The 17,119-nt window shown below is 58.4% G+C and carries 18 protein-coding genes; 8 read left to right on the top strand and 10 right to left on the bottom strand.

Going from position 1 to position 17,119, the window contains the following annotated elements:
- Nucleotides 1–34: 34 nt before the first annotated feature.
- Nucleotides 35–682, bottom strand: coding sequence for a DUF899 family protein (locus MHN28_RS11960; protein ID WP_239339459.1), 648 nt, complete (start codon nt 680–682; stop codon nt 35–37).
- Nucleotides 683–881: 199 nt separating this feature from the next.
- Here MHN28_RS11960 and MHN28_RS11955 point away from each other — a divergent pair, with 199 nt between their 5' ends.
- Together MHN28_RS11955 and MHN28_RS11950 are read left to right on the top strand one after the other, a co-directional pair.
- Complete coding sequence (locus MHN28_RS11955) at nt 882–1,223, top strand: DUF2853 family protein (protein WP_239339448.1); 342 nt, start codon at nt 882–884, stop codon at nt 1,221–1,223.
- Nucleotides 1,224–1,503: 280 nt separating this feature from the next.
- Nucleotides 1,504–2,493 carry an alpha/beta fold hydrolase gene (locus MHN28_RS11950; RefSeq protein WP_239339446.1) on the top strand — a complete coding sequence of 330 codons (990 nt, stop codon included), beginning with the start codon at nt 1,504–1,506 and terminating at the stop codon, nt 2,491–2,493.
- A 9-nt stretch (nt 2,494–2,502) separates the two neighbouring features.
- Here the strand turns inward: MHN28_RS11950 and MHN28_RS11945 are convergent, their stop codons facing one another.
- The 4 genes from MHN28_RS11945 to tsaD are packed head-to-tail and all read right to left on the bottom strand — an operon-like array spanning nt 2,503 to nt 5,252.
- Nucleotides 2,503–2,925, bottom strand: a complete 423-nt coding sequence (locus MHN28_RS11945; protein WP_239339435.1) for an EVE domain-containing protein — start codon at nt 2,923–2,925, stop codon at nt 2,503–2,505.
- On the bottom strand, nt 2,925–3,194 hold the full coding sequence (locus tag MHN28_RS11940; RefSeq protein WP_239339433.1) for a YciI family protein: 270 nt from the start codon (nt 3,192–3,194) through the stop codon (nt 2,925–2,927). The genes MHN28_RS11945 and MHN28_RS11940 overlap by 1 nt, the downstream gene beginning before the upstream one ends.
- 1 nt (nt 3,195) lies before the next feature.
- Nucleotides 3,196–4,158 carry an NAD(P)H-dependent glycerol-3-phosphate dehydrogenase gene (locus tag MHN28_RS11935; protein WP_239339428.1) on the bottom strand — a complete coding sequence of 321 codons (963 nt, stop codon included), beginning with the start codon at nt 4,156–4,158 and terminating at the stop codon, nt 3,196–3,198.
- The gene (tsaD, locus tag MHN28_RS11930; protein ID WP_239339426.1) at nt 4,155–5,252 is read right to left on the bottom strand and encodes a tRNA (adenosine(37)-N6)-threonylcarbamoyltransferase complex transferase subunit TsaD; all 1,098 of its coding nucleotides are present in this window, start codon (nt 5,250–5,252) and stop codon (nt 4,155–4,157) included. Before tsaD ends, MHN28_RS11935 begins: the two co-directional genes overlap by 4 nt.
- Nucleotides 5,253–5,348: 96 nt before the next feature.
- Between tsaD and MHN28_RS11925 the strand changes: the two genes are divergently transcribed.
- From MHN28_RS11925 to MHN28_RS11915, 3 genes are read left to right on the top strand one after another with little or no spacing between them, the layout of a single operon-like run.
- The gene (locus MHN28_RS11925) at nt 5,349–6,062 is read left to right on the top strand and encodes a uroporphyrinogen-III synthase (protein ID WP_239339414.1); all 714 of its coding nucleotides are present in this window, start codon (nt 5,349–5,351) and stop codon (nt 6,060–6,062) included.
- Nucleotides 6,063–6,116: 54 nt separating this feature from the next.
- Nucleotides 6,117–7,364, top strand: a complete 1,248-nt coding sequence (locus MHN28_RS11920) for a COG4223 family protein (protein WP_239339401.1) — start codon at nt 6,117–6,119, stop codon at nt 7,362–7,364.
- A gap of 10 nt (nt 7,365–7,374) precedes the next feature.
- The gene (locus tag MHN28_RS11915; protein ID WP_239339398.1) at nt 7,375–8,883 is read left to right on the top strand and encodes a heme biosynthesis protein HemY; all 1,509 of its coding nucleotides are present in this window, start codon (nt 7,375–7,377) and stop codon (nt 8,881–8,883) included.
- A 76-nt stretch (nt 8,884–8,959) separates the two neighbouring features.
- Here the strand turns inward: MHN28_RS11915 and MHN28_RS11910 are convergent, their stop codons facing one another.
- From MHN28_RS11910 to MHN28_RS11890, 5 genes are all read right to left on the bottom strand, one after another.
- A complete protein-coding gene (locus MHN28_RS11910) occupies nt 8,960–9,739 on the bottom strand; it encodes a citryl-CoA lyase (RefSeq protein ID WP_239339395.1) in 780 nt (259 codons plus the stop codon).
- Nucleotides 9,736–10,923 carry a CaiB/BaiF CoA-transferase family protein gene (locus MHN28_RS11905; RefSeq protein WP_239339392.1) on the bottom strand — a complete coding sequence of 396 codons (1,188 nt, stop codon included), beginning with the start codon at nt 10,921–10,923 and terminating at the stop codon, nt 9,736–9,738. Before MHN28_RS11905 ends, MHN28_RS11910 begins: the two co-directional genes overlap by 4 nt.
- Nucleotides 10,913–12,424, bottom strand: a complete 1,512-nt coding sequence (locus tag MHN28_RS11900; RefSeq protein WP_239339389.1) for a tripartite tricarboxylate transporter permease — start codon at nt 12,422–12,424, stop codon at nt 10,913–10,915. The genes MHN28_RS11905 and MHN28_RS11900 overlap by 11 nt, the downstream gene beginning before the upstream one ends.
- A gap of 1 nt (nt 12,425) precedes the next feature.
- Nucleotides 12,426–12,908 (bottom strand): tripartite tricarboxylate transporter TctB family protein, encoded by a 483-nt coding sequence (locus tag MHN28_RS11895; RefSeq protein ID WP_239339386.1) that lies wholly within the window; start codon nt 12,906–12,908, stop codon nt 12,426–12,428.
- A 67-nt stretch (nt 12,909–12,975) separates the two neighbouring features.
- Nucleotides 12,976–13,953: a tripartite tricarboxylate transporter substrate binding protein gene (locus MHN28_RS11890; protein ID WP_239339382.1), complete on the bottom strand. Its 978-nt coding sequence runs from the start codon at nt 13,951–13,953 to the stop codon at nt 12,976–12,978.
- Between the two features lie 108 nt (nt 13,954–14,061).
- Here MHN28_RS11890 and MHN28_RS11885 point away from each other — a divergent pair, with 108 nt between their 5' ends.
- Genes MHN28_RS11885 through MHN28_RS11875 form a run of 3 tightly spaced genes read left to right on the top strand, consistent with a single transcriptional unit; the run spans nt 14,062 to nt 17,070 of the window.
- The gene (locus MHN28_RS11885) at nt 14,062–14,730 is read left to right on the top strand and encodes a response regulator transcription factor (RefSeq protein ID WP_239339379.1); all 669 of its coding nucleotides are present in this window, start codon (nt 14,062–14,064) and stop codon (nt 14,728–14,730) included.
- Nucleotides 14,720–16,087 carry a sensor histidine kinase gene (locus tag MHN28_RS11880; RefSeq protein ID WP_239339376.1) on the top strand — a complete coding sequence of 456 codons (1,368 nt, stop codon included), beginning with the start codon at nt 14,720–14,722 and terminating at the stop codon, nt 16,085–16,087. Before MHN28_RS11885 ends, MHN28_RS11880 begins: the two co-directional genes overlap by 11 nt.
- A complete protein-coding gene (locus tag MHN28_RS11875) occupies nt 16,066–17,070 on the top strand; it encodes an ABC transporter substrate-binding protein (protein ID WP_239339374.1) in 1,005 nt (334 codons plus the stop codon). Before MHN28_RS11880 ends, MHN28_RS11875 begins: the two co-directional genes overlap by 22 nt.
- The last annotated feature ends 49 nt before the right edge of the window (nt 17,071–17,119 follow it).

Raw genomic sequence — 17,119 nt, 5'->3', positions numbered from 1 at the left:
CGGCGGCCAGTTTGGCCGCCGTTTTCTTTTGCGGTCAGCGCAATGACGGAAAGAAATCCCCGCGCCCTTGCGGAGTGAAATCCAGAATGTTCCATAGTGGCCACGCCGCATCAACATGCCGGGGATGCCAGTCGCTGGGCTCAAAGAACAATTCGGAGCTCCAGAAATGGCTAACGCCGTCTTGGTCGCGCTGAAAGACATTCAGGATCGGCAGTTGGCTGCCGTCCTCGGCCTCGGCCAGATAATCGCGCTGATAATCCGTGCCCAAGGCTGAATAGAGCGGCAGATCACTCCATCCCATATCCGCTTTCAGTTTCGCCAGCTTTTCACAGGTGTTCTGAGCCACGACGGCAAATGCAATTTTTTGGGAAATATGCGCGACTTGCCCATTCAGCCCATCCAGAAAGGCCGAACACATTGGACAGGGAGTTTCGGCATTCGGCCCATACATAAGCGAATAAATCGCCAAGGTGTCATGTGACCCGAACAAAGATGATAGCGGCGCTGGCACACCCCGGTCTGACCGAAATGCATAATCCTGCGGGATGGTCCCGCCCTTGGGTAATCTGCGCCTCAGGTTTGCAACATTTTCGACCTGGGCGCGCAATTCGGCTTCAGCCGTCAGCAAGGTTTTTCGGGCGGCTCTGTATTGCGGGCTTTCATTGGGTAGCGATACGGGCATGGTGACCTCCTGATCCCGGAAAGAAGAAGATATTTAACATTATTGTTAAATAAAGAGACGCCAAAATCAAGTCCCTAGTCAGGCAGGACCGGGCCTAGGGGGAATGCTGCCAATTTTTCCCTTTGTGCATTTTTCGCGGCTGGTTACCGTGTCTTCGGCGCTGGAGTGGCCAAAAACACATTCGAACCAGGAGACGACTATGGGAAAACGCGACGAGCTGATCGCCAAATATGCCGAGGACCTGAAATCTAAATGTGGTGTGGATGCCGACATGGATCTGCTGACCAAAGTTACCATCGGCTGTGGTCCTGCTATCTATGACGCCGATGCATCAACCGTTGCGGCAACTCAGGAAGGTGAGCTTGAAACGGTCAAGAACAACTTCCTCATCAAAAAGCTGGGCCTGTCCGATGGTCCGGAACTGATGGAAGGTATCAACAAGGTTATGGAAACCTATGGCATGTCCGAGCGCAACAAGTACCGCGCAGTCGTCTATTACATGCTGACCAAGCATTTCGGTAAAGAGTCGGTCTACGGCTGATCCCGATAGATTTCCTTGCGACGCCCGCCAGATCACTGGTGGGCGTTTTCAATTTTAGACACTTGCCGTTTGAACTGTGCGCTGCTGATCGGTTAGTGTCAAAACGCGACCAGGATGGTCAGAGCCAAAAATTTCCATACGCGTGTGGTGAGTTGGGAGCACGCGGGGTAGGGAAGGTTCTGAATCCGTCAGGACCTTCCCTTTTTGTACATACTGCTTTGAGATCAACGGTATCGCCGGATAGGCTCGGTCGATATTCAAAGTTGTTTATGGGGGTTCCATGTCACTCAAGAACCGAACCAGCCAAGACACGCCGGGTGTATCGATCAAAGAGGCGGGAAGTTTTTTTACCGGTGGGCGCCGGGTGACCCTTACCGGTCAGCCGGTTCAGCAAATACAAGTGGCGCGAAACGCACCGGCCCGAACGGTCGACATGAACGGGGATTACATCACCGGGCAATGTTACGTTCAGTATCTTCTCCAATCCGAACCCGAATTCGACGCGCCGCTCATGTTCTGGCACGGGGGCGGTATGACAGGTGCCACGTGGGAAACCACGCCTGACGGTCGCCCCGGGTGGCACAACTTCTTTCTGAACGCAGGCTTTGATACATATCTCTGCGACGCGGTCGAACGCGGGCGAGCAAGCTGGTCGCCCTACCCGCAGATCTACAAGGACAACCCGGTGTTTCGCACCCAGAACGACGTCTGGACCATGTTCCGGTTTGGGCCTGCGGGTGCGTACAAGTCAGAGGAAGCCGCCCGACATCCTTTTGACGGGAACAGATTTCCCCTGAACGCGTTGGATATGCTGGGTGCACAACTGGTGCCGCGTTGGACGGCGCATGCGGAAATGACACTCGACGCCTATTATCGGGTGCTCGCGCGGGTTGGTCCGGTCTGGATGATCGCGCATAGCCAGGGTGGCAACCTTGCCTTGGAAGCCGCCGCAACACATCCGGAGTTCTTTAAAGGAGTTGTTGTCATCGAACCGGCCTCGGCACCCCCTGCCACAGGGAAAGCCGCACAGGTACCGCATCTGTTCATCTGGGGCGATTTTATCGACGAGTTTGCGATCTGGATTTCTTATCGCAAGAAGGCGGATCGCTATGCGGACCAATTGCGATCAAATGGAGGGTCGGTCCAACTGCTCGACCTACCCAGCGAGGGGATCACCGGGAATACACATGTGATGATGATGGATGACAACTCGGACCAGATCGCCGAACTGGTGCTTGATTGGATCAAGAAGAACGAGCTTTCCGTATAAACGAATTGCTTAATCCGCCTGCGTGTCCCCCAGCCCGCAGATCACCTGCCATTCCGCATCGCTAACCGGTTGAACGGACAGGCGTGAGTTTTTCACCAGCACCATCTCTGACAGGCGTTCATCTGCTTTGATCTGGTCCAGAGTGACATGCGTCGTAAAGGGGCGGACCGCCTTGATATCGACGCACTCCCAACGCTCATCATCGGTGGTGCTGTCGGGATGCGCCTCGGCGCAAACCTCGACGATGCCGACAATCGCCTTGTCCTTTTGCGAGTGATAGAAGAATCCGCGGTCGCCGACTGCCATCTGCCGCATGAAATTGCGCGCCTGGTAATTGCGCACACCGTCCCATTCTTCGCCCACATCACCTTTGGCAACCTGCTGGTCCCAGCTCCAGGTCGATGGCTCGGATTTGAACAGCCAATACGCCATCAGCCTATGACCTTTTTCCACGCAATCAGGTCGACCGACTGGAACAACCCGGCCTTGGCATAAGGGTCATTGTCCGCCCAGCCTTGCGCTGCGGCCATATCCTCGACTTCCAGGATAATCAGCGAACCGATCATCGCGTCTCCGTCCAACAGCGGACCTGCCTGCGAAACAACTCCGGTCTCCTCGATATAGGCAAGGTGAGCCGCCCGGTTGTCCAGCCGGGTTTGCAGCGCGCCGTCTTTGTCACGAGCGATAAGGGCGATCAGCATGTTATTCCTCCTTCAGGGGTCGGTTGAGCAGGGTTTGGATAGCTTTGGTCACACTGTAGGCGCCACTGCTAAGGTCCGCCACCGTCGTACTGATAGGCATGTCCAGCCCTTCGGCGGTGGCAATTTCCGTCATGGCGCGCGCAGTGGCGACGCCTTCGACTGTAGTATGGGCGTCGAACTGGCTATTGCGCCCCAGAGACAGCCCATAGCGATAGTTGCGCGACAATTCGGACGAACATGTCAGAACAAGGTCGCCTAATCCGGACAACCCCATCAGGGTGTCGGGACGTGCACCGCGCATCAGAGCGAAACGCTGCATCTCGGCAAATCCGCGGGTCATCAAGGCGGCGCGGGCACTGTCACCCAAACCCGCCCCGATTGCGGCACCGCACCCGATGGCCATCACATTCTTGAGGGCCCCGCCCAATTCAGCCCCGATCACATCAGACGTGCGGTAAAGGCGCAGGTTCGCGGTAGTCAGGTCGTGCTGCAGCGTCAGGCTCAGCGCGTCATCCGCACAGGCAAGGGTCAACGCGGTTGGCAGACCCCGGGCAATGTCGTCGGCAAAACTGGGCCCTGTCAGCAGCGCCGGGTGCGCGTCCGGGATCGTTTGCCGGATGACTGAAATCGGCCCAAGCCCGGATGACAGTTCAATGCCCTTGCAGCAAGCCACCAGAGATTTACCTGCCAGCACCGATTCATGTTCTTGCAGAGCGCCGCGCAATTTCTGCATCGGCACCGCCACCAACAGGATGTCATTTTTGGCGAATTTCTGGATGTCCGAAGTCACCGTGATTTCCGCAGGCAGAGCCACGCCCGGCAGGCGCTGGGCGTTCTCGCGACTGTCCTGCATGTGCCGGGCCTGATCCTCGTCCCGAGACCAAAGCGTCACCGGCCCGTTGCCTGCCAGAGAGATGGCCAGGCTGGTGCCGAAGGCGCCGGATCCCAGAACGGAAACGCTCATGCCTTGGCCCCTTTCTTGCCGCCGCCCAACATGGACGGGCTGGATTTGTCCAGGGGCCAGCGCGGGCGGGCGGTCAGGTCCAGACCATCGCGCGCGCCGGTGCGAAAGCGTTCCATCCCGGCATAAGCGATCATGGCGGCATTGTCGGTGCAAAGGCTGATTGGTGGAGCGGTAAACCGCGCACCTTTTTCAGCGCAAACAGTCTCTAACGCAGCCCGAATTGCCGAATTTGCAGCGACTCCACCGGCGACGGCAATGACCGGGTCTGCGGGGTTTTCCTCGAGATATGTATCAATCGCACGGCGGGTTTTCTCAGCCAGTGTGTCCACGATGGCTTGCTGGAACCCGGCGCACAGATCAGCGCGGTCCTGACGGGTAAAGCCGCCTTTTTCGGCAACGATCTGATCCCGCATCCGCATTAAAGCAGTTTTCAGCCCCGAGAAGGACAGATCACATCCCGGCCGATCCAGTAGTGGTCGCGGAAATCGGAACCGCTTGGGATCACCAGAGCGTGATTCGGCCTCTACCGAAGGACCACCGGGTTGAGGCAGGCCCAACAGGCGGGCGGTTTTGTCGAAAGCTTCACCGGGGGCATCGTCGATTGTACCGCCCAATCGGGTGAATTGCTCAGGCCCGTGCGCGATCAGGTACTGGCAGTGACCGCCTGAAACCAACAGCATCAGATAGGGAAACGCGATGCCATCTGTCAGGCGGGGCGTCAGCGCATGGCCAGCCAGATGATTCACGCCGACCAGGGGCAGACCCGTCGCGGCGCTCAGCCCTTTGGCACACATGACGCCTGACATCACACCGCCGATCAGGCCCGGACCAGCGGTGACAGCAATCGCATCCATATCCGCCAGCGTCAGGCCGGCGGCCTCAAGCGCTTGCACCACGCAGGTGTCCAGTTTTTCCGCATGCGCGCGTGCAGCGATTTCCGGTACGACGCCTCCAAAGGCGCTGTGCAGCTCGGTCTGGCCGTAAACGACCGACGACAACACTTCGGCCCCTGCTCCGTCGGATTGGCGCACGACTGCAGCAGCCGTGTCATCACAGCTACTTTCCAATCCAAGTACGGTAAGTATTTGCACCATAGGCCTGATCCGTTGCATCATGACACCCAAGCGGGGTATCACCCTGCGCGGACGCAAACAATCCCAAGGCCGAAGGCCCCGCCATTGTATTTGTTGATGACCCGCCCTCGCGCCGCCTCTGAGAGGTTTGTCGCGCAGTTGCCGACCCGCGTCAGGTCTCGGGTCGACGTCATTTATTCTCCGATTCTTGAGATTCTCCCCTTGCGGGTTGAGATCGACACAGATGGTGTTCGGGGTTTGATCTTTACCTCGGCCAATTCGGTCAATGCTGCGGCCTCGCTGGGGGTCAGACGCGATTTGCCTGCATTTTGCGTCGGCCCTGCGACCACCGGAACCGCAAAAGGGGCCGGGTGGGATGCGATGATGGTTGGCAACACCGCCGAAGAATTGGTGGCCTATCTGCTGAAACACCGACCTGAAAGTCCGTTGTTGCACCTGCGCGGTGAACATACCCGGGGCAATGTCGCCGGACGACTGACCGAATCGGGCCTGACGGTTCACGAAGAGGTCGTTTATCAACAGCGCCTGTTACCGCTGACATCCGAAGCTGCCGACGCAGCCGCAGGTGACAGGCCCGTGATCGCGCCGCTGTTTTCACCTCGAACGGCGCGACAATTTGCCGAGATTTGGGCCGGACCGGCGCCTTTGTGGCTGGTTGCTATCAGCGAAGCGACGGCTGAACCCCTTAATTCCTTGGCGTATGAGCGTCTGAAGATTGCCAAAGAACCCACACCCAAGAAAATGCGGAAAGCCGTCAAAAAGCTTGTGAAACATGCGATGCGGGTTGAGGGTGGAGGGGCCACCGATTAACTTAGAGTGGCCTGTTATTCATGCGAAATTGGATTCGATAAGGGGAACGTCGCGGTGGCTCGTAAGAAAAAAACCGATCAAAAGCCGGTGGAAGACCCCAAGTCGGACGAAACGGTTGAATTCACATCGCAACGTGAAGAGACGCCTGTTGACGAGGATGAGCCGGTAGACGAGGTCCTTTCCGAAGCCGAAGCCGAAGCCGAAGCCGAAGCCGAAGCCGAAGCCGAAGCCGAAGCCGAAGCCGAAGCCGAAGCCGAAGCCGAAGCCGAAGCCGAAGCCGAAGCCGACATGGAGCCAACCCAGGAAGAGCCGGTTGCGCGCGCAGAAGAGGCGCCAAAGGAAGAGAAGCGCAGTGAGTTCGTACCCGCCTTGCTTGGCGGTGTGCTTGCAGCGGGGATTGGGTTTGCCGCTGGCAGCGCGGGCCTGTTCGGATCGGGCGATAAAGACGCCCTTGCAGCGCTTGAAGCCAAACTCAATGACCAAACCAGCCAGATTGAAGCGCTGACGAAGTCCCTGCCCGACACGTCTGATGTGGACAGCAAAATTGCTGCGCTGGCTGATCAGGTCACTCCGCTGGGTGCCGAGCTGACAAATTTGAAGTCCAGCGTTGATGGTCTGTCAGGCAAGATTGGCCCTCTGGCCAGCCGTCTGAGCGATCTTGAAAGCGGCGCGCTTACGCAGGGCGCTTCCCCCGAGGTTTCGGCAGCCTTTGAGGCTGAGTTGAAAAAACTGCAGGAATCATTGGCTGCGCAGCGGGCCGAAGTGGAAAAGATGGTGTCGGATGCACAGGCGCTCGAGGCCAAAGCCTCGGCTGAGGCCTTGGCTGCGAATAACGCTTCTATCCTGTCACAATTGCACGGTCAGCTGGATGCCGGTCAGCCTTATGCTGATCTGGTCGCGGAATTGACGGCCGGGGGTGTTGATGTGCCCCAGGCGCTGTCCGCCCCGGCAAACGAGGGCGTCGCGACGCTGTCGGCGTTGCGCGCATCGTTTTCGCCTGCCGCACGAACGGCCTTGGCAGATGCGCGGGATGCAACCAAAACCACAGGGCTGGTCGCATTCCTGCAACGCCAGACCGGCGCGCGATCAGTCACGCCACAGGAGGGCGATGACCCGGATGCGGTCCTGTCGCGCGCCGAATCCGCCCTGTCCAGTGGCGACGTTGCGACGGCTTTGACCGAATTGAAATCCCTGCCCGACGCGGCGCAGGCAGCCATGGCTGATTGGTCGCAGGCAGCACAGACGCGGGTTTCCGCGGTGGATGCCGCCAACGCGCTTCAGCCTAGCGTGAACTCGAACTGAAGGACCTGCCATGCTGTGGTCACTGTTTAAGATTCTTGTTTTTGTTGCGATTATTGGCCTTCTGGCCATGGGCGCCGGGCTACTTATGGAAACCAGCGGTGGCGTGCAGATCACCGCGGGCGGTACAGAATACACGCTTGGCCCGCTGCAATCCGTGATCGCGCTGGGCGTTTTGGTTCTTGCGATCTGGCTGTTCTTCAAGCTGCTGACCCTGCTTATCGCAACGCTTCATTTCCTCAATGGCGACGAAACCGCCCTGTCACGCTATTTCGACCGCAGCCGCGAAAAGCGCGGGTATCAGGCGCTGGCCGATGGGCTTATGGCGCTGGCTTCGGGCGAAGGGCGCGTGGCTCTGAACAAAGCGACCAAAGCCGAAAGACTGCTGAACAAGCCCGAGTTGACCAACCTGCTGGTCGCGCAGGCTGCCGAGATGAATGGCGACACCCAGAAAGCGGCGGACACCTATAAAAAGCTGGTGACTAACAACGCGACCCGCTTTGTCGGGGTGCGTGGCATCATGAAACAGAAGCTGGCTGAAGGTGATGACGAGACAGCGCGCAAACTGGCCGAGAAAGCTTTGGTCATGAAACCGCGCCATCAGGAAACGCAGGATATCTTGCTGGGCCTGCAGACCAAAGCGCATGATTGGGCTGGGGCACGCTCGACCCTGACAGCCAAGCTGAAATCCGGTCACCTGCCACGTGACGTGTTCAAGCGCCGCGATGCTGTGCTTGCCCTGTCCGAGGCCAAGGGCATTCTGGATGAAGACGCCACAATCGAACAACGCGAACGCGCAATAGAGGCAAACCGCCTGTCGCCTGACCTGGTGCCGGCCGCCGCAATGGCCGCGCGTGCTTACATCGAAAAGGGCAAGCCGCGTTACGCCACCAAGATCCTGAAGAAAGCGTGGGAAGTGCAGCCGCATCCCGATCTTGCCCATGCTTTTGCCGAGATTGTGCCGGATGAAACTCCGCATGAGCGGATCAAACGCTTTACAGCGTTGACGCGTATCCACCCAGAGAACATGGAAACACGCTTGATTCTGGCCGAACTGAACATCGTGGCCGAAGACTTCCCCGAGGCGCGCCGGGCGCTGGGCGATGTAGTCGAAAAACAGGCGGATGCACGCGGCTATACGTTGATGGCGGCCATCGAACGGGGCGAAGGCGCTTCGGATGCCGTGGTGCAGGGTTGGCTGGCCAAGGCGCTGAACGCGCCGCGCGGACCGCAATGGGTCTGCGATAACTGCCATGACATTCAGCCCGAATGGGCACCTGTCTGTCAGAACTGCGGTAGCTTTGACACGCTCAGCTGGCAAACACCGCAAACGCCAGAGATTGCCACTGCAACGGGTGTTCACATGCTGCCTCTGATTGTCGGCGCGTTGGAAGATAAGGCTGAACCCGAGGCCGAGCCGGAAGCGGAAGAGGTCGAGGATGCAGTTGATCCCGAGGTCATCGAAGCCGAGGTTGAACCCGTCCGACCCGACGTCGAGCCGGCCGTCGAAAAACAGGCCTGATCCCGTTAATTCCCCTGCCGACCCGACTGTCGCAAATGCCATGGTGTTTGCGACAGCGAGCGGGTCCGGCCAGTTCCTACTCCTGGGACGTGGCCTTAACGTAGGTCCAGCGGTACTTGGGCGGAGTCGGCCCTTTGTTGCGTCCGCCTTGCTGCGTTTGCTCCCACGCATGTGCCAGTATTCCAACTGACCGGGACAGGCAGAACAGACCGCGCGCAAGGGGTGGTTCAAACCCAAGCTCTGCGTAGATAACCGCAGTGGCTCCGTCGATGTTCATCGGGACGGGCTTGCCTTTGCGCCGCGCGAGTTCGGTTTCGATATCAAGTGCGATTTTTCTGAATCGTCCATCACACGCGCCATTTTCTATGGCCTCCGAGACCAAAGCCATCAGTCGTGGTGCGCGCGGATCGGTCGGTGTGTGAAACCTGTGGCCGAAACCCGGCAGGATCTTTTCGCGTTCTGCGATCCAGTCGTCCAGCGCTGCACCCAGCTCGCCCGCGTGGGAGCCGACAAAATGATAAAGCTCTACCGCCTGCTCACCCGCTCCGCCGTGGATGTCGCCCAGCATATTCACTGCGCTTGCCATCGCGTTGTTCAAAGGCAACCCGCAGGTCACCGCCATTCGGGCAGTTGCGATTGAAGGCGCTTGCGGTCCATGATCCACGGCGGCCACCAAGGCTGCTTCGAACAGGTCCACCTGCGCCGATGAGGGGCGGTCGCCGCGAACCAGAAACCATATCATCTCGGCAAAGCTCAGATTGCCGATCAGTCCCTCAATCGGTTCACCGCGCAAAGCAATGCGACCGGGTTCCATGTCGATGATGGATGTGCGCCACCAGTCGGAAACGTCGCTCATATCACGCCATCCTTTGCCAACTCGTTGAGCTCGTCCGTAGACAGGCCAAGTTCGGACCAGATTGCAGCGTTATCCGCGCCGAGTTTCGGTGGTGCCGCTTGTGGCATGCTTCGCTGCCCATCCATCACGACGGGGCTGCCAGCCAACTGCATGTCTTCGCCATCTACCTGTAGCGTGCCGATCAATCCGCGCCCAGCCAGTTGTTCGTCCGCCAAAGCCTCGGGAACCGTCTGGACTCGCCCAGTTGGCACGCCCAATCCGTTCAGTTCGGCGACCCATTCGTTTGCCCGGCGTGATTTCAATGACTTCTCCAACTCGCCCCTCAGCGCATGACGGTTTCGCTTGCGATCCTCGCGCGTCGCGTAATCGGGGTCATCCAACAGTTCCTCCCGGCCAAGATGTCGGGCAAGAGCCTGCCATTGCTCATCGCGATTTGCGGCGATGTTGATCGGGCTGTCGGATGTGGCAAATGTACCGGACGGTGCAGAGGTTGTGTTTTCGTTGCCATGCGCGCCCGGCATCACGCCTCCGACAAGGTAGTTGGACACGACCCAACCCATGGTCGAGATCACGGCCTCGGACATGGCGATATCCAGGAATGTGCCGCGCGGTTTTGCGTTCAACGCCGTGCTCACCGCGAAGGCGGCTGTAAGCCCGCCAACTGTGTCGGCCAACGGATAGCCAACACGGTAGGGCGCGGTGTCCGGCGCGCCGGTGATCGACATGACCCCGCTGATCCCTTGGACGATCTGATCATAGGCCGGGTCATCGCGGCGCGGCCCATCTTGCCCAAAACCGCTGATTGCGCAGTAGATCAAAGCGGGGTTTTCGGCGCGCAGAACTTCATAGCCCAGGTCCAAACGATCCATGACGCCGGGCCTGAAATTCTCGACCAGCACGTCAGCCGATTGCACCAACAGTTTCAGCAGAGCCTTGCCCCGGCTGGATTTCATATCCAGCGTGATCGATTTCTTCTGAGCGTTCTGCGCCAGAAAGCTGATCCCCATGCCGGCTTTGTTCCGGTCAGGATCAGCCCCAAGCACACGCGCCAGATCACCGCTGCCGGGGCGTTCGACCTTGATCACCTCTGCCCCCATCAGGGCCAGCTGGTAACAACAATACGGGCCTGCAAGCACGTTTGTCAGATCAAGGACCCGAACGCCCCTGAGCGGTTCAGTCGCCATCGGCCACACCAGCAGCGCGGGCCCGTGCACGACGTGCACGGTAGCTGGGTAGAAGCACAAGCAAGGCAGCGATCACCAGGAGCCCCAATGTCATCGGGCGTTCCCAGATAAAGGCGATACCATCGTACAGCTGCATGGAACGCGCAAAGTTATCCTCCATCATGCCGCCAAGGATGAAGCCGATCAGCAGTGGAGCCAGCGGATAGTCCGCGAATTTCAGTGCTGTCGCGCAGACGCCGAAGCCCACAAGGATCAGCAATTCCGTTGCGTTGTTCTGCCCGATATAGGCCCCCATTAGAGTAAAGAACAAAATGAACGGGATCAGGTAGTTACGCGGTACAGCCAGCACTTTGGCGATGTAAGGGATCAGCGGCAGGTTCAGGATCAGCAGGACGAGGTTTCCGATGAACATGGACATGATCACGGCCCAGAAGATCTGGGGCTCGTCCACCATAAGCCGGGGCCCGGGAGTCACGTTCAAAGCAATCAAGGCACCCAACAGGATCGCCGTTGTCCCGGATCCGGGAATACCCAGCGTCAGCAGCGGAACAAACGACCCGGTACAGGCGGCGTTGTTGGCCGACTCGGGTGCGGCGAGTCCTTTGATCGAGCCCTTGCCGAATTCCTCCTGCTCTTCCTTGGGGGCGATGTTCCGCTCGACCGCGTAGCCGAGGAAGCTTGCGATGGTCGCGCCTGCTCCGGGCAGGACGCCGATAAAGAAGCCCTGCACCGATTGGCGACCGATGACCGGAGCGATTGCCTTGGCCTCGTCTTTGGTCACACGCAGGTCTTTGATTTCTCCGTCGTCGCCTTTCAGGTCTTTCGGTTTCAGAACCAGAAACAAGGCCTCGGGCAGGGCGAACATGGCCATGGCTAGGGTGATGAAGCCAAACCCGGATTGCAGGTCCATGATTCCCATTGTGAATCGCGGAAGATTGAATAAGGCGCCTTCTCCGACGGTGGCCATGATCAAACCCAAGGTCGTCATGATGATGGCCTTGGCCACTTGCCCCGAACCGGCAAAAGCGGCGATGGCCGAAAGGCCGACCACCATAAGTGCGAAATATTCGGCAGAGTGGAACAAGAGCGCGACGGAAGACAAAGCCGGCGCAAAGATCATCAGCAACACTGCGCCCAGCGTACCACCTGCGAAACTGGCGATTGCGGCGATGGTAAGCGCTTTGCCCGCCTTGCCTTGTCGGGCCATCGGATAGCCGTCAAAGCTTGAAGCAACGGTGCCCGCGACCCCCGGCGCGTTGAGCAGAATGGATGAGGTCGATCCGCCAAAGATCGCCCCATAATAGACGCCGGCCAAAAGGATCAGCGCAGCAGATGGATCGCCCATCGAAATCGCAACCGGGATCATGATTGCGATGATCGACATCGGCCCCAGACCTGGAAGCATGCCGATGAATGTGCCGATGAGGCATCCGGCGATGACCATCAAAAGGTTTTGAATTGAGAATGCCGTTTGCAGGCCGATCAGAAGTCCTTCAAGCATGTCAGCCTCCGAACAGGCCCGGCAGGGGGCGCATGTAAATTCCAAGAACTTCCTGAACCAGATACCAGACAGATCCGGTTGCGATGAACGCGACAGGCAGCATGATGTGCCATTTGCGTTCGCCAAGGATGTAGGACCCGAGGATCAGAAAACCGGATGTCGCGATCAGAAAACCGACAGGGCGCAGGCACAGGGCGTAGACGACCATCAGAACCAGCAGCGAAATCGCCTGACCCAGATGATAGTCCCCAAGTCTGCGGTAATCGATGTCGGCCTCTTTGATTTCGCTCTTTTCAAAGCCCAGCAGGATGATCGAGCACGCGACTACGCCCAGAACCGAAAGCACCTTGGGAAATGTGCTGGGCCAGATTGGGTTTCTTTGCATGAAAGGAGGAAGACTTCCATCCATCGTGAACCAGGCGGCGTACCCGTATGTCAGGCAAACACCCAGTAAAACAAGCGCGATCCAGCGATCCAGCGCCATAGCGTCCCCTCCCTTTTTTCGTTTATTGGGGACGGCAGAGCGACCAAACGCTCTGCCGCAGATTATTTTAGAGGAAGCCCAGCTTCTTCATCAGGTCACTGATCTGCTGTTCCTGATCTTCCAGAAACGCTTCGAAATCGGCACCCGAGTTGTGGATGTTGACCCAACCATTACGGGCACGAACTTCTTCCCATTCAGGAGTATCGTACATCTTGGTGATGGCTTCCTGATAGGCGACCAGCTTGTCCTCGGGCAGGCCGGGGGCTGCAAAGAAACCACGCCAGTTCACGAAGGTGGTGTCGATGCCCTGTTCCTTCATGGTCTGTGCATCAGGCGCGGCGTCTACGCGTTCTTCAGCGGTCACACCAATGATTTTGACCTCGCCCGCATTGGCCAGATCGACGGCTTCCGAGAAACCGGTCGACAGGGCCGCGATCTCTCCTGACAGCAGAGCCGCCATGGCTTTGCCACCGGCGTCATAAGGGATGTACTTCACGCCCAGCGCATCCTTGCCGGCGGCTTCCATAACCATCGCTGCAACCAGGTGGTCCATACCGCCCGGCACGGAACCCCCGCCGATCGCAGTAGCACCGGGATCAGCGTCATAAGCGGCCAGCAGATCATCCATCGAGTTGATGGGGCTGTCCTTGCCCACAACAATCGCTGCGTAATCGCCGATTGTTCCCGACACTAGTGTCAGGTCGCGGAAGTTATGCGGGAACACGCCGGTTAGCGAGCGGATCACGATGGGGGTCGAGTTGACCATCAGTGTGCCATGGTTGCTGTCGGCGTTTTCAATCAGGAAGCCGATGGCCTTGCCACCGCCGCCGCCCGACATGTTCTCATAAGATGCCGTGCCGACCAGACCTGCATTGGTCAGGGCCTCGCCAGTTCCGCGTGCAGTTCCGTCCCAGCCACCGCCGGCACCGCCGGGGATCAGAAAGTGGATGCTGTCGACGACTTCCTCGGATGCGGCAGGTCCAACCAGACCGATTGCTGCAACCGCTGCGATCAGGGCCCGACGGCCCAGGTTAAATGTTGTCATTATGTCCTCCCATTTGACAACCGGCCGCTCAGCGGCACAGATTATCCTGCAACTAAACACGCCAACCTGACATCAACCTGTCATGTGAAAAGAAACTGTCCACAGCCCATGAAATTTCTGCTCGTCGAAGACAATCTGGACCTCGCGAATGCGATCAGTTCCCGTATGCGCCTGGACGGTCATGTCGTTGATCATGCAGCAGATTTGGGGGACGCGGGCGCTTTTGTTGCGACCGAAGAGTATGACCTGATCCTTCTGGATATCATGTTGCCCGACGGCGATGGGCGTGAGTTCCTCAGACAGCATCGCGCCAGCCGTCTGGACACGCCGGTGATCGTTCTGACCGCGCGCAGTCAGGTTTCGGATCGAATCGGCTCACTTGATCTGGGGGCGGATGACTACGTGACGAAACCCTTCGATCATGCCGAGCTTGAAGCGCGCTGCCGCGCCGTTTTGCGCCGCAGATCCGGAAGCGCGAAGTCGACGATCGAGATTGGTGGAATTGTTTTTGACCCGGTGGCGGGTCATTTGACGGTTGATGGCGAAACGGTCTCACTCCGCAATCGCGAACTGAGAATGATCGAACTTTTCATCAACGCGCCGGGTCAGGTGTTCTCAAAGCAGAAACTGGCGGACAGGCTGTTTTCTTATGACGACAACGTTTCGGACAACGCGATTGAGGTCTATGTCGGTCGCCTGCGCAAACATCTTGAGAAATCCGACATGAAAATCACCACTCTGCGCGGGCTGGGTTATAGGCTGGATCATGACGACTAACCCAACCGTCTCGGGATCGCTGAGAAACCGTCTGGTGTTGACGCTAATCGGCGGGGCTGCGGTTCTGGCCATTCTTCTGTTCTTTACGGTGCGCAACTATGCCGCAAAGGTGGCTCAGCAGGGTCAGGATGACATATTGGGGGCCTCGGTGACGTCCATCCTTGACGCCGCCGCGCTTAGGGATGGCCAGCTTGAGGTCGACATTCCCTATGCCGCCTTCTCCATGTTGACCACTCCGTCTGATGATCGGGTGTTCTATGCCATTTTTCAGGACGGCAAGTTCCTGTCCGGATACGAGGACCTGAGCATTGCGGAAGGTCCCGTCGAGGACCGATGGACGTTTCAAACCGGCGAAGTGCGTGGCGAACGTATTCGGCAAGTCAGCGCCAGCCGGACGTTGGTCGGGTTGGGCCGCCAAACCGAGATTGAGGTTGCGTTGGGGCAAACGCAGGACGCGCTGGCGGATACTTTGGATCAGATTTCGCGGAACGCAGCCTATCTTGGGATCGGGTTCTTTCTGCTGACTGCGGCGTTATCGTTCTGGGTGACGTCCACAACGATCGGCCAATTGAACAAACTGACGACCTCGGTCACGCGCAGAGGTCCACAGGATCTGAGCCCGTTCAAAAAGCCCGTTCCAAAAGAGATGGCACCGCTGGTGATGTCTCTGAATTCCCTGATGGGTCGTCTGGATCAGTCGCTAAGCCAGTCAGAGGACTTTATTGCAGAGGCCGCGCACCGGGTGCGGACTCCGCTGGCGACGGTCAGATCGTATGCTGAGGCGACCCTTCACCGCGTCGAACGAGAAGACAACCGCGAGGCGCTGAAGGCCATGGTGCGGGCCATCGACGAAAGCTCGCGCGCGGCGGGGCAGTTGCTGGATCACGCCATGATTACCTTTCGGGCGGACCATCTGGAACGTGAGGAGATCGATCTGGTCATCCTGATCCGTGAACTGGTTCAACGCCTGAACCCGATTGCCGAAATGAAAGAGCTGACGCTGTCCCTAACCGGCGAGCCGTCGGTTCCCTATTCGGGCGACCCGATCCTGATCCAGAATGCCGTGCGGAACATGATTGATAATGCAATGAAATACGCGCCGTCGGACAGCACTGTAGCGATCACGATCATCGCATATCCGGACCCGCAGATCCAAGTACGCGATGCGGGTCCCGGCTTTCCGCCTGATGAAATCGACACGCTGACGCGCCGGTTCGAACGTGGTCAGAACGCGGCAGGGACTATCGGGTCCGGTCTGGGGTTGACGATCGCGCAGGATGTGGCGACGGCGCACGGAGGGTCGTTGATACTCAAGAACCGGGCAAAGGGGGGCGCATGCGTTATCTTATCGCTCTAGTCGTAACACTTCTCCCCTTTGTCGGGTGGGCAGATGATTGGGAAGATCGCCTGATCTTCAACGAAGGTGCCGAGGGTCCACGCCTACGTGTCATCTCCAGTACCGATACCGTTTTGTTTGCCCCTGTGATCGAAGGATTTGTGGCCCAAAATCCCTTGATTAGTGTCGAATATCTTGTCTCCGGCACTGCTGACATCAACAGGCGGGTCCGGGCCACACCCGAGGCGTTCGACGTGATCATCTCCAGCGCCATGGATCTGCAGTTGAAACTGGCAAATGACGGGTTTGCCCTACCGATCGAGGATGTCCCGGCGCCAAACTGGGCGCAGTGGCACCACAGCCTTTTTGCCTTCACCTCGGAACCGGCAACCATCGTGATCAACCGCGCCGCTTTCGAGGGTCAGCCGATACCACAGACCCGGCAGGGCCTTATTGAGACTTTGCGAAACCGACCTGATGAGTTTCGGGGCAAGGTCGGCACCTATGACGTGCGACAGTCGGGTCTGGGGTACCTGTTCGCAACGCAAGACGCGCGCGCGTCCGAGACCTATTGGCGGCTGATGGAGGTCATGGGCGGCCTGGACGTGCGGCTGTATTGCTGCTCGGGCGAAATGATCAATGACCTTGCGGACGGAACCATACTTGTTGCCTACAATGTTCTGGGGAGTTACGCGGCTGTGCGTACCGAGGGCAAGGATGCCCTTGAGGTCGTGCTGCCGTCAGATTTTCAAACAGTCATGATGCGTACGGCCATGGTCTCGAATGCGACAGCTGAACCACAGGCGGCGGAATTGCTGTTGCGTTATCTTGTTGCCGACGGATCTGCCGTGCCCGAAGGAAGCAGCCCTCTTCCCCTCTTGCAGCCAAGAGCCGGAGCTAACGGACAAGAAACGATTAGCCTCGATCCCGCGTTGCTGACGTTCCTGGACGGTTTAAAAAGAGCAAAATTTCTGTCCGCCTGGGAAGATGCGGTCATTCAGTAATGCCCGTATTGGTCGTGGCTGCGAAAATGCAAGGCACAAAACAGGCGGG

Origin of the sequence: Ruegeria sp. Ofav3-42 (genome assembly GCF_022347725.1) — a bacterium.
Classification (GTDB): domain Bacteria; phylum Pseudomonadota; class Alphaproteobacteria; order Rhodobacterales; family Rhodobacteraceae; genus Ruegeria.
This window is presented reverse-complemented; position numbering and strand designations above follow the sequence as displayed.

What these genes read in the sequence shown, in the direction of transcription:
- MHN28_RS11910 (WP_239339395.1), bottom strand. Translation starts at nt 9,739, where the DNA reads ATGAGCGACGTTTCCGACTGGTGGCGCACATCCATCATCGACATGGAA.
- MHN28_RS11950 (WP_239339446.1), top strand. Translation starts at nt 1,504, where the DNA reads ATGTCACTCAAGAACCGAACCAGCCAAGACACGCCGGGTGTATCGATC.
- MHN28_RS11925 (WP_239339414.1), top strand. Translation starts at nt 5,349, where the DNA reads ATGACCCGCCCTCGCGCCGCCTCTGAGAGGTTTGTCGCGCAGTTGCCG.
- MHN28_RS11915 (WP_239339398.1), top strand. Translation starts at nt 7,375, where the DNA reads ATGCTGTGGTCACTGTTTAAGATTCTTGTTTTTGTTGCGATTATTGGC.
- MHN28_RS11900 (WP_239339389.1), bottom strand. Translation starts at nt 12,424, where the DNA reads ATGCTTGAAGGACTTCTGATCGGCCTGCAAACGGCATTCTCAATTCAA.
- MHN28_RS11960 (WP_239339459.1), bottom strand. Translation starts at nt 682, where the DNA reads ATGCCCGTATCGCTACCCAATGAAAGCCCGCAATACAGAGCCGCCCGA.
- MHN28_RS11940 (WP_239339433.1), bottom strand. Translation starts at nt 3,194, where the DNA reads ATGCTGATCGCCCTTATCGCTCGTGACAAAGACGGCGCGCTGCAAACC.
- MHN28_RS11895 (WP_239339386.1), bottom strand. Translation starts at nt 12,908, where the DNA reads ATGGCGCTGGATCGCTGGATCGCGCTTGTTTTACTGGGTGTTTGCCTG.
- MHN28_RS11905 (WP_239339392.1), bottom strand. Translation starts at nt 10,923, where the DNA reads ATGGCGACTGAACCGCTCAGGGGCGTTCGGGTCCTTGATCTGACAAAC.
- MHN28_RS11955 (WP_239339448.1), top strand. Translation starts at nt 882, where the DNA reads ATGGGAAAACGCGACGAGCTGATCGCCAAATATGCCGAGGACCTGAAA.
- MHN28_RS11880 (WP_239339376.1), top strand. Translation starts at nt 14,720, where the DNA reads ATGACGACTAACCCAACCGTCTCGGGATCGCTGAGAAACCGTCTGGTG.
- MHN28_RS11875 (WP_239339374.1), top strand. Translation starts at nt 16,066, where the DNA reads ATGCGTTATCTTATCGCTCTAGTCGTAACACTTCTCCCCTTTGTCGGG.
- MHN28_RS11890 (WP_239339382.1), bottom strand. Translation starts at nt 13,953, where the DNA reads ATGACAACATTTAACCTGGGCCGTCGGGCCCTGATCGCAGCGGTTGCA.
- MHN28_RS11945 (WP_239339435.1), bottom strand. Translation starts at nt 2,925, where the DNA reads ATGGCGTATTGGCTGTTCAAATCCGAGCCATCGACCTGGAGCTGGGAC.
- MHN28_RS11885 (WP_239339379.1), top strand. Translation starts at nt 14,062, where the DNA reads ATGAAATTTCTGCTCGTCGAAGACAATCTGGACCTCGCGAATGCGATC.
- MHN28_RS11935 (WP_239339428.1), bottom strand. Translation starts at nt 4,158, where the DNA reads ATGAGCGTTTCCGTTCTGGGATCCGGCGCCTTCGGCACCAGCCTGGCC.
- tsaD (WP_239339426.1), bottom strand. Translation starts at nt 5,252, where the DNA reads ATGGTGCAAATACTTACCGTACTTGGATTGGAAAGTAGCTGTGATGAC.